Raw genomic sequence first — 16649 nt, 5'->3', positions numbered from 1 at the left:
TTTCCTTATTTCTCCTTACTTACATTCCTTTTGCGCTTTGCTTTCCCTAACTCTTCAACTTGCAACATCGTTGCTCTTTTTCTTACCTCTTTCTTTCAACTTGCACACTTTTTGCGCTTTGCTTTCCTTAACTCTTTAACTTGCAACATCGTTGCTCTTTTTCTTATCTCTTTCTTTCAACTTGCATTCCTTTTGCGCTTTGCTTTCCTTAGCTCTTTAACTTGCAACAGTTTGCTCTTTCTTTTCCTTATTTCTCCTTACTTACATTCCTTTTGCGCTTTGCTTTCCCTAACTCTTCAACTTGCAACAGTTTGCTCTTTCTTTTCCTTATTTCTCCTTACTTACATTCCTTTTGCGCTTTGCTTTCCCTAACTCTTCAACTTGCAACATCGTTGCTCTTTTTCTTATCTCTTTCTTTCAACTTGCATTCCTTTTGCGCTTTGTTTTCCTTAACTCTTTAGCTTGCAACATCGTTGTTCTTTCTTTTACCTACTTTTTTTACTTACATTTCTTTTGCGCTTTGCTTTCCTTAGCTCTTTAACTTGCAACAGTTTGCTCTTTCTTTTCCTTATTTCTCCTTACTTACATTCCTTTTGCGCTTTGCTTTTCTTAACTCTCTCACTTGCAACATCGTTGCTCTTTTTCTTATCTCTTTCTTTCAACTTGCATTCCTTTTGCGCTTTGTTTTCCTTAACTCTTTAGCTTGCAACATCGTTGTTCTTTCTTTTACCTACTTTTTTTACTTACATTTCTTTTGCGCTTTGCTTTCCTTAGCTCTTTAACTTGCAACAGTTTGCTCTTTCTTTTCCTTATTTCTCCTTACTTACATTCCTTTTGCGCTTTGCTTTTCTTAACTCTCTCACTTGCAACACGTTTGCGGTATGCATGCCCTATTTCTTTCAACTTGCAACAGTATAATTTATTTCTCAACCAAGTAATGTAAAAAAAATCATGTCATTTTAAAGTTTTTAAGCTATTTTTCTCATATTTTGAATAAGTTACATACATAAAATGCAACATGTTTGCGGTATCCTTTCCCTAACTTCCCTACCATTTTCACTCTAATCCTTTATATACCAAGGGTTTAGGTACTTTTTCACTTACTTTTATACATATTACCCAACTTGCAACACGTTTGCGGTATGCATGCCCTTATTTTTCTCATAAGATGCAACACTGTTTGCGGTATCCTTTCCCTATTTTCAATCTACAAATACCAACAAGTCCTTTTATATCAAGGATAATCATTACAATTCATTTTTAAGGATTGCGTTCATCAACTTGCAACACGTTTGCGGTATCCTTTCCCTAACTTCCCTATCATTTTCACTCTAACCCTTTATATACCAAGGATTTAGGTACCTTTCCACTTACTTTTATACATATCACCCAACTTGCAACACGTTTGCGGTATCCTTAACACAAAAAAAAATCATGAAATTCTCTTATCCCTTGATACAACTAGCTTCATAAGCTGTTGCAAGTTGCTAATTTTCTTCTTAAAGGAGCACCTTTCGCCAATTTTCGGTTTGCTATAATCAAAATTGGTATATTTTATAGTATTCTGGCATACATTTCGAATTTTGCAGAACGGAGGTGAAAAAGATGGGGAAATCATTTGTGATACGTAATCAACGTAGCTTAAATGGGAAAACAACTAATGCAGTGCTAGTAACATTAAAATCTTGGCAAAAATTTGTGGAAACATTTGAGGAGAAGTACTACAGCTATAAAGATACATATTTAGAAGATATTCTGCAGCACATGACATACGAAGAACGTATTGCTGACGTAGAAGGCTTTGTCGAAAAAGCCAAGCCATCTTTTTCACGTCGCGCAATGTCTGCAATTGCAGAAAAAACAGGAAGAAAACATAAATTATACGGTATTACGAATGCTGATCTTGAAGTATTCTTGTACCTACATAAAAAATGCTATACAAATGGTGTCATTCCAAATGTAACAATACATATGATGTGGGAAGATTACAAGCAATATAAAGAAGAATTTGCTTATATCCAACACTCTCAATTCTATATCGCATTAAAAAAATTAAACTTACATAACGTTATCTCCATCGAAAATGGAGTAGATGGCCGTTATACAATCAAACTCACTCATTTTATGAATGAGGAAACAGAAAAAGCAAATCCTTACGTATATATTAGTCCTGTTGTATTTACAAAGGCTTTCTTTAAGCTCTCTGTAGCAGCTAAGAAACTATTCTTAGACATCGCTATGCAACAACATACAGAAACAACTTTAAAACGTTCTTTGGACAAGCAGGATGAAAGAGGCAACAAAACTCACTTTGGTGGGATGTATCGTTTCTTACATAAAAAATATCCGCACCAAATTCATGCGGTTATCGAAGAATTAACAACTTCATTACCATGTACGGGGAATCCCCTATTCAAAATTTGTAAAATGCAAAAAGGTGTAAAGCATACAAAACGATATACAACCTTATATCTATCTATCCATTCAGACTTCTTATGTACGAAAGAATCTGGTGAACAACAACACAGGGATCCCTTTACACCAAGAGCTACCTATGCTCGTAAAGCGAAATTCATCGAATCAGTTCTACAAGAAATGAATATCGGTGAACTGTCTTCAGACATGAATAAGTTCATTCATGTATTAAAGCATACTTGTCATCGTCAAATTCGCAGTGTCATTCGAGGGCTTCGTGACATGGTTGATCGAAAAGAAGGGTATCCAACGAAAATTGTATATACATTGAAAAAACTATTGCATCAAACATCTCAATATCAAATTCTTGATACAGCAGCGAAAGAAGGCATCTACCCTCTTATTGCGCAGCACATACCAAAAGAGAGAAATAGTGACCGTGAGCAAGCTGTCTTTAATTTTGGTCTACATTATTCTATGTACTCTCTTCATAACATTAAGAAGATGTTTAAAAATGTGCATGCACTACTGAAGCAGAAGTTTGCGGTACCAGTGACGGAAGAGTCTTATCACCGTAATTATCTAAAATACCAGGAAGAAACGTTATTTAGAAAATATGCATATGATCAGGGTGTTAATCTCCATGCATATATCGCTTTAGAAATTGAAATGCGTGAAAAGCTAAAAGTTCGTGGTCATAAAGAACGCACAATTCCAAGTGATGTGCGCGAATGGTTTATCGAGGCAATTGATAAGCTGCCACAAGAAAAACTTCGTGTTATTGAGCTACCAAAGCAGTTTAATTTACTAGAGTTTATGCGTACCTTCGAACGTTTAGTACGTGCTGGGGTAACAATAACAGATCCTAATCAGGTGCTAACCGCAATAGAAATAAAATAAAAGCAACAAGCTCTCTATTTTTGAAAAAATTGAAAGTAGAGGGCTATTCGTGTTTGTTTCATTAATACCCCTTCCCCACTACTCTATTTATACATACCAAATCAGAAGGACTGCATGTAAAATGGGGTCTTTTTTTATGCAATTCTATACAAATCTTCTTCTAGCTATACAAGAATCTCCACACTACACATTGGGTATTCTTCACGTGTAGTAAAATATTCGATTTTATACCTACAAAAAATCAGAAGGATATTTATAAAAACAGTGGATATGAGGACAAAAATGTTCAAATGTGAATAATATATTCTCAATATCCTTGATAATACTAGTGTCGTTTATTTCATCTAATAAAAATCATCAATAATAATGTGAATTACGTGTAAATACTGAGTTATGTTAACAAATAGCTACATTTTCTGAACAACATGTGGATAATTGAACATTAGATACTTCCTTATTTACCAAAATAAAGAAGATAAAGCCTATTTCCATAGTTGGATAAATATAAAGTAATTTGTATTAATTTCTTTCCGATTTCATGTAGAAACATATGATTTTCTTTCTGCTTTTTTGTAGAATTAAAAACCTATTAATCATTGAATCTACGGATACATTTTCTACTATTTATGATTTTTTACGTTCTAACATGAAATTTTCCCTTGTGGGAGTAGATCTTTCCCCTATTTTTGATAACCTATAATAGTTTTATCTTTATTTCTTTTTAATATATAAGATATATATTTATAATAGATTTTATTATTACTAGTATGATTGTTAATAAGATGTCAGACCTAATTGAAAATATTTGTTAATTTAGTTATAATAATGGTAATTAAAGATATCATTACCCTCATACAAAAGGACAAACCTACGTATCCCTATCAGGGCCAGGTTTGTCCTTTTTTTATTGTAGTAAACAATTCTTATTGAGAGGATTAAATATGGCTGTACTAAAAGATACAACTTATATAGAAATGAATACGCATAACGAGATTAGATTTTTCAAAGGGATATTTTGGGGAATAGTCTTTGTAGTTCCTTTTTGGAGTATGATGATAGCCTTATTCATTTGGCTCTGTAAATAATAATCAACATATCAAAAAGCAAAAACTTGTTTGTCCGTTTGCTTTTTAATATGCCAGCAACTATGCGCAGCAAAAGACGATAGCAGGTCTTCACCCTACTTTCTGTTATAATACACCTAAAGAAACTAGGTGATTATAATGAAGGTGACAATTAGTTTAGAGAAAATCTTAGAAGCCTTTTCTGCTTATTTGAATGAAGACAAAGAGGTTAACTGAAAGACAGGCTAAATATCGAGCTCCAATTATGGATAGAAACGCTTGTATAATCAATTTAATAGTAAACTATGCTTTATCTTTGAAAGAGCTTGTATCGCTTAATATGAGCCATATACAGTTTGCTAGAAGTACTTAATAGAAAAAACTCACCTATTGTGAAAAAAGTTGATTAAATTTAAGATTACTTGTCAAATGTGAGCAACTAGATGTTTGTTTAATAAAAGGGCTATACTAACGTTGATAAAATTGGTTCTTCTTTTTTAAACATGTGATTATTCTTCATAGATTGAATGAACAGTTGAATAAGTATCTCTTTATGCTATTTACCCCTCTTTCCCCAAGACTCGTAAATCATATTTTCTAATAACCTAGTTGTTTTTTGATGGTTTAAATATTCAGAAGAAAAAATACTTTCAAACTATTAATTGACAAAAGTAATCTTTTATGGAAAAATATACATTGTAATAATCTTCTAATTATAGAAAGGAGTTGAGAGAAATGAAAATTTTTAAACCTTGTGAAAATGAGTACACAAATCGCGTTGATTTAGAACACGGTGAGACTTCTCCATCAAAATAATTAAAAATGCTTAAATGACTGTCCTACTAGGGGCAGTCATTTATCGTTAAAAAAAGAGATACATATTTTTTAAGTTAGGAGACATTGATATGCAGTTAAAAATATCCGAAAATATGATTTATTTTTGGAAAAATGGTCATCTTATGATAGATGATTTTATTAGACACGAACAATATAGCTTAGAGCTTTCGGTTTTCCCTATTTTAGGATTATTTAAAGAATGGAATGATCCTGATAGTGCGTATCTACAGCTACAGAAAGATCGAGCTTCATCTTTAACAAGAAACGAAATGATGGAAATAATTAAAAGCCTTCAAGAAGTTCATATATTAATAGAAAAAGAAAATCTAGAAGATATGAAGCTTGAAAATTGGAGAGAATGGGGAACTCCAGCTAAATATTTTCATTTTAATACAAGGTTACTCCATAAAGATAATTATTTAGATGTAAATCAAGACTATGAAAGATTGGTTAATAAGAAACAAAATATAAAAGCACCATCTATATATAAAATATATGACAATGTAGAAGAAATACCATTACCTACTCCTGATTTTAAAAAAGAAGGAAAATTCCTAGAGACTCTCTTAGAAAGACAAACTATACGTTCTTTCTCAGAAAAACCTATTACCCTAATTGAATTATCTACAATTCTTTATTTTGTTTGGGGGGCACAGTCTTGTAAAAGAGATTTTGGAGTTGGTGCCAATCTTTTTAAAACAAGTCCTTCTGGGGGTGCTAGACATCCTATTGAGGTATACCCTTATATAACTAATGTAACAGGGATAAAAGAAGGGTTATATCACTACAATGTTCAAAATCATTCATTGAATGTAATTAACAAAGAAAAAATTACAGATATTATAGATATGGCCGCAGGTCAAGAATATGTAAAAAATGCATCGGTCCTCTTTTTTTACACAGCATGTTTAGAACGACCTATGTGGAAATACAAGAGTCCAAGGGTATATCGTATTATTATGATGGATGTAGGTCATCTAAGTCAGACTTTCTATTTAGTTGCTTCATGGTTAAAATTAGGTGCTTTTTTCACTGGCCATCTTAAAGACGAATTAGTAGAAGAAAGGCTATTTATAGATAAGGAAAAAGAAATTGTTTGCGGACTATCTGGAATAGGACATATTAGTGTTGGAGCTAAAAATCATGGGAGAGATTTTAGGTTTAGAGGTGAGGACTTAAAATGAAATCCTTTAAAGCCATCATACATAACAAAAATTTATGTATTGTATTAGGAAGTCAACTAGTCTTTCAATTAGGTATATGGTTCGGCACAATTGGGAATTTGCAATTTTTACAAATACATATAAAATCTCATGTTCTTCAGGCTTTTTTTCTTGTTATTGGTGGTGTCCTTGGGGTTATAATAGGTCCTTATGCAGGGCGTTATATAGATTCTACTTCTAAATTAAAAGTATTACAATTAGTCGGACTGATGAGAATTGCATCTGTTTTATCAATGTTAGTTGCTATATATACGGGGTCAATTTATTGGATGGTTATCTATAGCATAGGAATTGGCTGTTCTGCTTCATTTTTTAACCCTACTATACAAACAATATTGCCAACTTTAGTTAAAGAAGATGACTTAATTACGGTTAATGCTATTAATATAAATATTATCACTTTGTCAAGAATTTTTGGAGCTGTATTAGCTGGCCTTTTATTAACAGTCGCTCCTTTATACACATTATTTATCATTGCTCTCATCGCTTATGTAATTTTATACTTTATTAATTTTTTATTAGTTATTCCAAACGATATACAATTGAATCCTAAAAAACTCAAGACTAATTTTAAGGATATTTTCCCCATCATTATAAATAATCATCCTATAAAAGTAGTTCTTACGTTATCCATTATCCCTCTAATCTTTATTTCTGGCTTTAATTTATTTGTTATTGAAATTGGAAAGGGACAACCCGGTTCAATCATGGGGATACTCTATTTTATGGAAGGGACAAGTATATTAATTGCAGGATTACTCATTAAAAGAGTAATAAAACGATATCAAAAACAGGTGCGTATCCTTTTATTTGCTTGCTGTTTGATGGGGATAGCTCAAATTTTATTATCATTCACAAACCTTTATCTAACTATTTTCTCTTTTAGTGTATTTGGTTTGGCATACGGCATGTTTAATCCCCTTTTATATACATATGCTCAACAAAAAGTCCCTTCAAGTATTCATGGAAGATTTTTTTCATTTAAAACAATGTTAGATCGAACAATTATGCAACTATGTTTAGTGTTAATTGGATTTTTGCTAGATCAAATAGGGTATAGAAGTTTAATGGTTTTGTTAGGTATATGTACCCTTACTCTAGTTTCCTCTATTATCATTGACTTTAAGGTAAACTCTAAAAGCTATACAACCGAAAATAAAAATAATTATTCTGATGTTTAAATAATTACATTTTTATGGGGAAACTATGAAATTACAATATTCTCGTTGTATAGAGAAATAACAAATTCGCTTAATTTTGATGTAGAAAAATAAATCCTTGCTGCATATGAAGTGTAGCAAGGATTTTAAAGTTGCTTAATGAGGTTAAAAGTTATTAAATTTTCGATGTAAAATATTTCCCCAAACTTAAAAATATAATAATAAAATCATTTAATTCTATGAGTTATTCCATAATGTCCTCCGTCAGTACAAAAAGGACACTCACCTTAAATCTCCTTATTCATAACAATTCGATTCTCAATAAAACCAAATTCCTCATAAATTTGAATAGCTTTATTCCCTTTATATACAACAAGACGAACATTTTTTAGACCTTGTGTTTTTAGGTCAGTAATACATTTTTCAAGTAATCTTTTAGCGAATCCCTTTTTCCTATAATTCTTCAAAATATAAATCTCATAAATAAATCCAATTTCTTCATCAGTGATACTATCTTTTTGAGAGCCAAATAGCACCCATCCCGCCAGTTGTTCAGACTCTTTTACCACTAAGAGCTTACCGTTATTTGCTAATACTTTTTCCATCAGGCTAGTTGCTTTTGCATTATCGACAGTATAACTGTTTACAGACCCTTCATTTAAAGCTTGACCGGTAAGTTGCGATACTTCTTCTAAATCTGATTTAGATGCATTTAATATTTCCATACTTCCCCCTTATTAGTTAATAAGCGTATATATCTCCGAACATATTGTCACATTTATTGTACCACTTCTTCTTAAAAATATGCCTTTTAGTGGAACTATATAATGTTTATTTTCGAATAATTTTAATTCGTTAAAAAATATGACAGTGAAACACCTAATTACGATCTTCTAGCAGCAGCTGAGCAATCATATCCCAAAGCAATGTCAGATATGATAGAACTATCTTTACTACCACTGTACCCTACAAAACAACACTCACGTGATAAATAGATTTTTTTCATTTCCTCTTTATTTTGTGTATAAATGTTCGTCCTTATATTATTAGCTCCATAGCAAAGTATTATTTTGCTATGGGGCATTTCTCCACTTTTTGAGATAGAAAAAGAGAGTTCCTCTCTATAGGAACTCTCTCTTATGTATACCCTCTATTTTTAATTAATTAAGATTTCATGTGAGTTAAGTAACTAGCAGAATCTAAATCAGATTTTGCAATAAATAGCCAATCTTTTAGAAACTCAGTATTTCTTATATAGCACCTTCCCCTCCAGTGTAATTTTATGATTCATGGTTACAATGCGGTTAGCACGTTCTTGAAACTCTTCAGGTCCATACATTAAAATATCAACTGGTGTTTCCATTACGTCGTAAATACCCCAATTGATACGATTAATGACCTCCCTTTTTCTTGCTCCTACACCTTCCACAACAATACAAAAATCAAGATCACTGTCTTCATTTGGTGTGCCATAAGCATGAGAACCAAAAAGGATGATTTTTTGGACAGAAGACACGGTTTCACGAATTTTTTGTACTAATAGGTTCAGTTCACTTTGTACTTCTTCGTTAATCCGAATCACCCCTCGGATAATAGGATTATATAGAGATTTGATTATATTATACATGCGTTTCTCTTCTCCTTGTTTTATATTTTTCTCTTGTTTTCCAACGTGCTGCAACGCTTGATAGAGCATTCGGAAACCTACTAGAAATCTTGTAAGAATCCATCATCAAAGATACCCTGAAATCCTTTGAAGTTATTTCTACACCAATATAAGAGGCTAGATTCATCCTTAGCTAAAAAAGAATCTGGATTGAAACGAATCACAGCCTCTGCTAAACAAGCCAGAAGAAATGGTATCATTTCGAATCATGCTTTCATAAAGCTCCTTCATCTCAAAAATGAAAAAATATCATATCCGGTTCTGTCTTTTTTTCTATAGTTTATTAAAAAAAGACATTGAACCAATTAGTTCAATGTCTTCTCGCCTCTTACATATTTGTATATTCAAAGTACAATTTTTCCGGTTTTCCATACATGTTAATTTCATCTTGATATACAACAGCCAATTGTTGAGACATCTCAATGTTTTCCATATATGATAATGAATCAGCTGCTTCTATTTTTTCTTTAATTTCATTAGGAATAACTGTGTAAGATAAACTCCTTATCTTACTTCCTAGCTTTTTATCTGAAGCAGCTTCATAATAAATTTCGGTAATTAAGACCTCATTATCATCTGGATCATACATATATCCTCGGTTAACTGTAATCATATTATAGTGCTCCTCTCACATTTCGTTTTCTAATTCCGTGTGCTTTTAGCATTGCAACGAGTACCTTATTTCTATATAAATCCCCTAGTTCATAATTTGTATATTCCATTCTTTATCTACTCTACCATAAATTGGCTTTTAAAATCTTTTTTTCGTTTTGAATTCAAAAAGTCTTAACAATACTAAAAAGTTAGGATATGAATTCATTCTTTATTGTACTATTCCTACAAGAGTATAAGGACTGCCAGTAATTTTTATCTCATTACAGGTATCCTGTAGTAATCTTAATGTTTCATATCCATTATGAATGAATTTAGTTTGTTCGGTTGAACTTAATTTTTGATAGTTTAGCTATTCCACACAATCGCAATCATGTACGTTTCCTTTAAATAAAACTTACTGCTTCATAAGAAATATGAGCACATATTACTCTCACATTCTTTTTCTTATGCCGTAATTTGTAAAGTTCCATATGATGATTCCTCCTCTAATTAAAACAAAAAAGCACAATATATGTGCTTTTTTCACTTAGCATATTATTAGCCCAAAAGGTCTATTTACAAGTGATTCCTAACTTAAAGACAACATAAAAAGGGCTTCTTTAAGTCGATTGAAAATGTGCATAGCAAAATAAGCTAGATACATTAATCGGCTCAAAGAAGCCCTTTCACAATTGAAACAAGAATACAACTTGCTTCTACAACTCAACCACAACTTATAAGGCGTGGGAATAAACGGAATCAATTAAACAATAAACATACGTTTATATTAAACTATTTTAATATCGTATTCAATTGTTTTAATTGATCGAATATAAGAAGAGGTTTTATATGCAGTTGTTATATGTATTAAATAATAATGTCCCTGTTTCCCCTGCTACAAATCCCCTCTTATTTTCGGTTCTTGGTGTTACTTTATGTACTGCATTTCAAAATAAAGTTTTTCTGGTTTTTGATTTTGGTCTAAATAAAAAAGTATTTCTCTAATAGTTTCTTTTTCAACTTCAATATTTTCCATATAGGACTTACTTTCATTTTCTTGAACCTTCCGAAAAATAGCAGTAGGTAGTTTTACTGCACAAAATACCCCCATCTTACTTCCTAGCTTTTTATCTGAAGCAGCATCGTAAAAAATTTCATTTACAATTACTTCATTATCATCTGGATCGTACATGTACCCTCTTTGTATGCGTAGCAATGTATTACTCCTTTCTTGTATATTTTATTTTAATAATAACAACATCTGTATATATCATTGTTGTTAAAGCAAGCATCAAATAGTATTATTTCGTAAAATCCATACTTGAACTGGACCCAAAAAGTTGGACACATATTTTAAGCAACTAATAAGGATTGAACTCTGTATTTTACAGGGGGCAATCCTTTTAATTTTATTTTAATTCTTTTATGGTTATAGTAATGAATATAATTCTCTAATTCTATTTTAAAGTGTTCCATACTTTCAAAGTCTTTAAGGTAAAGTAATTCAGATTTTAATAAGCCAAAGAAATTTTCAATGACTGCATTATCTAGACAATTTCCCTTGCGGGACATACTTTGCGTTATATTATGTGCTTTTAAAGTATTTTGATATTTATCCATTTGATAGTGCCAACCTTGATCTGAATGAAGAATAGGAGTATCATCCTTATCCAAACGTTGTAAAGCTCGATCTAACATTTTTTCAACTAAGAGAAATGTTGGACGTTTTTCAATATTATAAGAAATAATTTCACCATTAAACAAGTCCAGAATAGGTGATAAATAGAGCTTTTCACCAAACAAATGAACTTCAGTTACGTCTGTAACCCACTTCTCATTAGGCCTAGAGGCGTTAAAATCACGTTTCAAGATGTTTGGAGCGACTTTTCCAACTCTCCCACGATATGAGCGGTACTTGGCGATGCGCACTAATGATTTTAGTCCTAATTGGTTCATTAAACGAAGAACCGTTTTATGGTTAACGATATAGCCTTGATTACGTAATTCGAGTGTGATTCGTCTATAGCCATATCGCCCCTGATGTTCATGAAAAATCTGTTTAATACTTTCTTTAAGATCTTTATACTTATCTTCACGATTCATTTGTTTTATCCAGTAATAGTACGTACTACGAGCAATTCTAGATACTTTAATTAAGTCTATAATTTTATATTCGTGCCTTAACTCAAATATTATGTACGCTTTCTCTTTGTCTGTGACTTTTCTTTCTCTTGAATTAAGGCATGTAACTTTTTTAAATAAGCATTTTCCATGCGTAAATATTCAACCTCTGATTGTAAATCATTTTGAGAGTCGTTATTTCTTTTTTTCTTAGGTGTAATAGCTTTCTTTTTCTTCACAGTGGAACTCTCCTTACTTGTCTTACGAAGAGCATCTATCCCCTGTTTTTCTATGATTGATTTCCAATTTCTAATGATACGAGCTGATGGGATATTGAACATAGCGGCCGCTTGTAGGGGCGAAGCTCCTGTATTATTCATAAAATTCAATACCTCCATTTTAAAACGAACATCGTATCTTGTACATTTAGAATTTAAAGACTCTATTCCTTGTTCTCTAGTACGTGCTACCCACTCTTTTAATAAAGAATAATTCACGTTATATTTTCTTGCCGTCACTTTAAAGGAATCATTTGTATTTAAATAATGTTCAACAGCATTTCGTTTTATTTCAAAAGTATATTTTGCCATAATAAAAACCGCACCTCCAATTGTTAGTTATGTGTCTAACAAATTGGGTGCGGTTCATAGCTTGTAAGGGTGGCTTAGTTTATTGTGAATAGCTTTGTATTTAATTGCTTAATCTTTCCTTCTGCAAGAGGTTGATAAAAGGCATGTTGTAATCCTTCTACATGTAATGTTTCTCCTATACATAGTAATACTTTACCAGGAATTAAATCGAGTAGTAGTTCATTATTAATTTGCTTTGCTTGTTTTTCAGTAGAAACATAAATAACTAGGATTGTAGGGTTATTCCCTAAATCTTTCATGATAACATCCTTATCTGACTCTACGAAATCTCTCCATCTAGCGATAATTTGTCTTAGGCGATCCTTTTTATCTGTTAATAAGGTGGAGTATACAACAAAATTAAACTCTTGATTTATGCCGCCCTGCGCAGCAAAACTTAAAGGAGGGGTGAAAACCCCTTTACTAATAGATGGATGCATAATATGCCCTATAAAGGAAGGAGCATAACGCAGGTGGCAAAGTAGGTCTATATCATGCCAATAGCGTAGATGAACATATTTACCGTGATTATCAAGACGCTCTGGAGCAAAGAAGAACATATTGCCTTTCCAGTATTTTAAGAGCTTATAACCATTATCGGATAACGTATATGTTTCTTCAAAGATCTCCATACCAAAACTCTCAACTTGCCATTTTTCAATTAGACAATAGTAAAGTAATCCTTGAAGTGCATCATTTATTTTCTTACGTGAATATTTGTTCTTGAATAAATATAATAAATGATTGAATCGAACAGATGTATGAACACCAATGAAAGTGAGTATGGCATACTGTTCTTCTGTCAAACGCTGCTTAAACTTAACCAATTCCTCATAAGAATGGAATACATAGGATTTATCCAGTTCATGTATTCGATATATTTGAAGTCCCTGTACATCCTCATTTGATAAATGAGGAATAGATGGTACATAAGTAGACAATTTTAATGTTATGAATTGCCGTTTTAATAGTTTGCTTGTTTTTCATGAGCTCTATGATGCCATGAAAACAAGACTTTTCTTCTTTAGCCTTTTGATATATTAGGTCTAATTTATTTTTGAGCTGAGTTTCATTTTCTATCAAATGTCCTTTAATCCTCATTACATCTCCCCGTTGTTTAAGTGATTGTAACGATGTGCTGTTTAATTCCCACTCTTGAAAGAGGTTCATTTAGACATTTGAAATTACCATTGTATTGTTCTGAATCGACTGGTCGCTTTCGCTCCACGGGCATTACCCCGTTTCTTCACTACTACGCGACCGCTGCCACTTACATTGCTTCAAGCAGGATCACACTCCCTATAGCAATGCAAGCTTCCCAAGTTCCATAAGTTCTATCCCTTGTTTTACAGTCCCTTAGGTGCCCACTTTACGCCGACGGTACTCACCAGTCTTGATCAGCTCAAACATACTGGTTCAACTCAATTAGTAACTACGAGACTAACTGAGCGCAAGGATTGGAATTACAAGCCTATCCTCGTTCCCGTTATTCCTTCCGTTTTCTCACTTTAAGAAGGGATTCCCTAACGGCGCTTCTGACATGGATTTCTTTCGTCACCATAGGATTGTTTTTAAGGACCACCGCACCATATAGGCAGTAGTGAGATGTGCCATCAGGTTACGACCTTACCTAACTTCAGACCCTAACTTGTGTGGAAGTTAGCGCATGTAGGGGTATCATGGCTAGGATTACAGAGCTATTATCCTAGAATGGGGTTTACACCCATAAAATTCGAACAAATAGTTAGGCTTTATTAACTTTAGCCTCTCCATTTCACGCCACTGCGTTTATAGGAGAACTTGGCGTACCATAATCCGGAAACTCATCGACAATAATGTGATGGTAAGGTGAGATGTTTGGCTCTCTACGGAATACTGCATTCTGCATACTTAATAATATAAATTTTCCTAATACGTTTGAAAGGTCTGCTAACTCCCCTTTCGCTGTATTAACAAGTAAAATGCCCCCCTGCTCTAAGTAGGGTAAGTACCCAGCGCCTTATCATATTTCTATGATAGGTTTCCAAGTACTCCCCCCCGAACCGTACGTACTCGTCTCCAAGTATACGGCTCTCCATTTATCAATCCAACTTACCTGAGTGTAAATCTATGTGACATTGATGGCAGAGTGCCATGGTTTTTCTTTTTCTAGCGATCATCATTTTCTCCCACATTTTCTTACCTTTTAGGTCTTTTAACTTTCTTATGTGGTGTATTTCGATAGCTAGGTTCTTTTTGCCACACACTTCACATTCTTCGGCTAATAATCGTTCAATGAGACTTGTTCGTCCAGACATTTTTAAGGTGTTTGGGAGAATATCGACTTCTGTTTTGGTATCTATACTTATGTGTCTCCGAAATCCTTGGTCATAAAGATATCTTATCTTTTCACCGTTTTTAGTTTTGTATCGTATACCAAATTTCCCATTAGTTCTATATTTGTTGAGTATTTGTTTAACACTTTTTTTGTACTTGCTAGCGAACGTTTTATACATACTATATTCCATTATGTATTTGTATTTATTTATAACACTTACGTTGTTCGCCAACTTGTAGTATTCATATAGACCACGAATTTCTGCGTTGTAGATACTTAAAATCTCTACGTCGTCATTATCTTTTAGATAGGTTCTGTGTCTAGGTTTCCAAGTACCTGTATTTTTATCAATTGCTAGTGCGTCTTTTTGAAATAGGTTCTTTATCCATTTGTTTTTGGGTACGTATAGTTTAGGTGTGAAAGAGAATACCCTTTTTGTCCTTCTATGGGTTGTTTTTGCTATTGCTTCTTCTCTTGAGATTGTAATATCATAACCGAGAAATTGTACTAATTTTTCACTATGGGTTATGAGAGTCTTTTCCTGTGACAACTCGAGTTCAAGGGTTTCTTTAAGAAAAATCGTAAGATTTTCTTTGACTTGAATAGCGTCTTCTTTACTACCTATTATTCCTATGAGGAAATCATCTGCGTACCTGGTATATACAATTCTTTTGTAGTTTTCGTCCATAGGTTCTTTTGAATGTATAGAGAGCTGTTCTTTGTGTAGTTTGTTCCACTGTAGTTTAACTTCTCTTTTTTCGTCCTCTGACATTTGTCCCCATTGTTCCTCATGTTTTTTTCGTAGTCGGTATTTCTTATCTGAAAGGTACGCATAATCACGATTTGTCTTTCTTCTTGCTCCATTATCAAATTGTTGTTTATAGATCTTCATAAATTTGTCTAGTTCATTCAGATAAATATTTGATAGTATGGGACTGATTATGCCTCCTTGAGGGGTGCCAGAGAATGTGTTGTTATATGTCCATTCTTCAAGATAACCTGCTCTGAGAAACTTCCAAATTAACCTTATAAATTTTTCATCATCAATCCTTCTTTTAAGGATATTTATAAGTGAGTGGTGATTTATGTTATCGAAGAAACCTTTTATGTCCCCCTCAACAAACCATCGTACCCCTCTATATGTCTTTTGAATTTGAATTAACGCAGTATGACAGCTCTTTTTAGGTCTAAACCCATGTGAATCATCGGAGAACGTAGATTCATATATACTCTCAAGGATACTTCGTATTATTTCTTGTATGATTTTATCATCCATAGAAGGGATGCCAAGTGGTCTTTTACCACCATTAGCTTTCTTCCTATAAATCCGTCTAGCTGGATAAGGTTTGTAAGTCTCGTGTTTAATTTTGTCTATAAGAGTGTTAATTCTTTCAATACTCATTCCATCGATATTCTTTCCATCCGTACCTTTGGTCATGTTGCCTTCTTTGGCGTATATCTTAGAATATGCCATATAATAAAATTCTGGATTATACAGGTTTCTGTATAGTCTCTTGAACTTGTAATCTGTATTACTAGCCATGGTACGTAGGCTGTTTAATACCTCATTTGGATTTCTCATAGAGCCTCACGCTCCTTCCTAATTTGTATTAAACTGATAAACTGTTTCCCTTCGCCCTGTAATAGGCTTTCCCTATCTCTGACTACTACGGAAACTCCGTTACCTTATTGGATATTCATAAGCCACATACCTTGTTTTACA

Annotated in this window: 10 protein-coding genes and 4 pseudogenes; 3 read left to right on the top strand and 11 right to left on the bottom strand. The window is 32.9% G+C overall.

What is annotated here, in order from left to right; translation table 11 throughout:
* Positions 1 to 1605: 1605 nt before the first annotated feature.
* The 3 genes from ACUN0F_RS04900 to ACUN0F_RS04890 all read left to right on the top strand — a co-directional run bounded on the left by ACUN0F_RS04900 (position 1606) and on the right by ACUN0F_RS04890 (position 7620).
* Positions 1606 to 3315, top strand: a complete 1710-nt coding sequence (locus ACUN0F_RS04900; RefSeq protein ID WP_445539203.1) for a hypothetical protein — start codon at positions 1606 to 1608, stop codon at positions 3313 to 3315.
* 1969 nt (positions 3316 to 5284) lie between these two features.
* Positions 5285 to 6400 (top strand): SagB/ThcOx family dehydrogenase, encoded by a 1116-nt coding sequence (locus tag ACUN0F_RS04895; protein ID WP_445539202.1) that lies wholly within the window; start codon positions 5285 to 5287, stop codon positions 6398 to 6400.
* Positions 6397 to 7620, top strand: coding sequence for an MFS transporter (locus ACUN0F_RS04890; RefSeq protein ID WP_445539201.1), 1224 nt, complete (start codon positions 6397 to 6399; stop codon positions 7618 to 7620). The genes ACUN0F_RS04895 and ACUN0F_RS04890 overlap by 4 nt, the downstream gene beginning before the upstream one ends.
* A 266-nt stretch (positions 7621 to 7886) precedes the next feature.
* Here ACUN0F_RS04890 and ACUN0F_RS04885 read toward each other — a convergent pair whose 3' ends face one another.
* The 11 genes and pseudogenes from ACUN0F_RS04885 to ACUN0F_RS04835 all read right to left on the bottom strand — a co-directional run bounded on the left by ACUN0F_RS04885 (position 7887) and on the right by ACUN0F_RS04835 (position 16508).
* The gene (locus tag ACUN0F_RS04885; protein WP_445539200.1) at positions 7887 to 8324 is read right to left on the bottom strand and encodes a GNAT family N-acetyltransferase; all 438 of its coding nucleotides are present in this window, start codon (positions 8322 to 8324) and stop codon (positions 7887 to 7889) included.
* 160 nt (positions 8325 to 8484) lie between these two features.
* Positions 8485 to 8683, bottom strand: a pseudogene (locus ACUN0F_RS04880) (phosphoadenosine phosphosulfate reductase); the annotation flags it as partial.
* An 86-nt stretch (positions 8684 to 8769) separates the two neighbouring features.
* Positions 8770 to 8853 (bottom strand): annotated as a pseudogene (locus ACUN0F_RS04875) (HEPN domain-containing protein); the annotation flags it as partial.
* Positions 8840 to 9226, bottom strand: a complete 387-nt coding sequence (locus ACUN0F_RS04870) for a nucleotidyltransferase domain-containing protein (protein ID WP_445540804.1) — start codon at positions 9224 to 9226, stop codon at positions 8840 to 8842. The gene ACUN0F_RS04870 and the pseudogene ACUN0F_RS04875, both read right to left, overlap by 14 nt.
* 18 nt (positions 9227 to 9244) lie before the next feature.
* Positions 9245 to 9468: pseudogene (locus ACUN0F_RS04865) on the bottom strand (hypothetical protein); the annotation flags it as partial.
* Between the two features lie 125 nt (positions 9469 to 9593).
* Positions 9594 to 9878, bottom strand: coding sequence for a hypothetical protein (locus ACUN0F_RS04860; RefSeq protein WP_445539199.1), 285 nt, complete (start codon positions 9876 to 9878; stop codon positions 9594 to 9596).
* 909 nt (positions 9879 to 10787) lie between these two features.
* A complete protein-coding gene (locus ACUN0F_RS04855) occupies positions 10788 to 11075 on the bottom strand; it encodes a hypothetical protein (RefSeq protein ID WP_445539198.1) in 288 nt (95 codons plus the stop codon).
* 137 nt (positions 11076 to 11212) lie between these two features.
* Positions 11213 to 12570 (bottom strand): IS3 family transposase gene (locus ACUN0F_RS04850; protein ID WP_445539197.1). Its coding sequence is split into 2 segments (ribosomal slippage): positions 11213 to 12105 and positions 12105 to 12570, totalling 1359 coding nucleotides; the frame shifts between segments, so codons are not numbered across the junction.
* A 74-nt stretch (positions 12571 to 12644) separates the two neighbouring features.
* Positions 12645 to 13562 carry a hypothetical protein gene (locus ACUN0F_RS04845; RefSeq protein WP_445540803.1) on the bottom strand — a complete coding sequence of 306 codons (918 nt, stop codon included), beginning with the start codon at positions 13560 to 13562 and terminating at the stop codon, positions 12645 to 12647.
* Positions 13563 to 14383: 821 nt separating this feature from the next.
* Positions 14384 to 14590 (bottom strand): annotated as a pseudogene (locus ACUN0F_RS04840) (conjugal transfer protein TraG); the annotation flags it as partial.
* Positions 14591 to 14690: 100 nt separating this feature from the next.
* Positions 14691 to 16508 carry a reverse transcriptase domain-containing protein gene (locus ACUN0F_RS04835; RefSeq protein WP_445539196.1) on the bottom strand — a complete coding sequence of 606 codons (1818 nt, stop codon included), beginning with the start codon at positions 16506 to 16508 and terminating at the stop codon, positions 14691 to 14693.
* Positions 16509 to 16649 lie beyond the last annotated feature (141 nt).

Source organism: Bacillus sp. 1A, assembly GCF_052682215.1.
The sequence above is the reverse complement of the archived record's forward strand: the minus strand, read 5'-3'. Positions and strand labels throughout refer to the sequence as shown.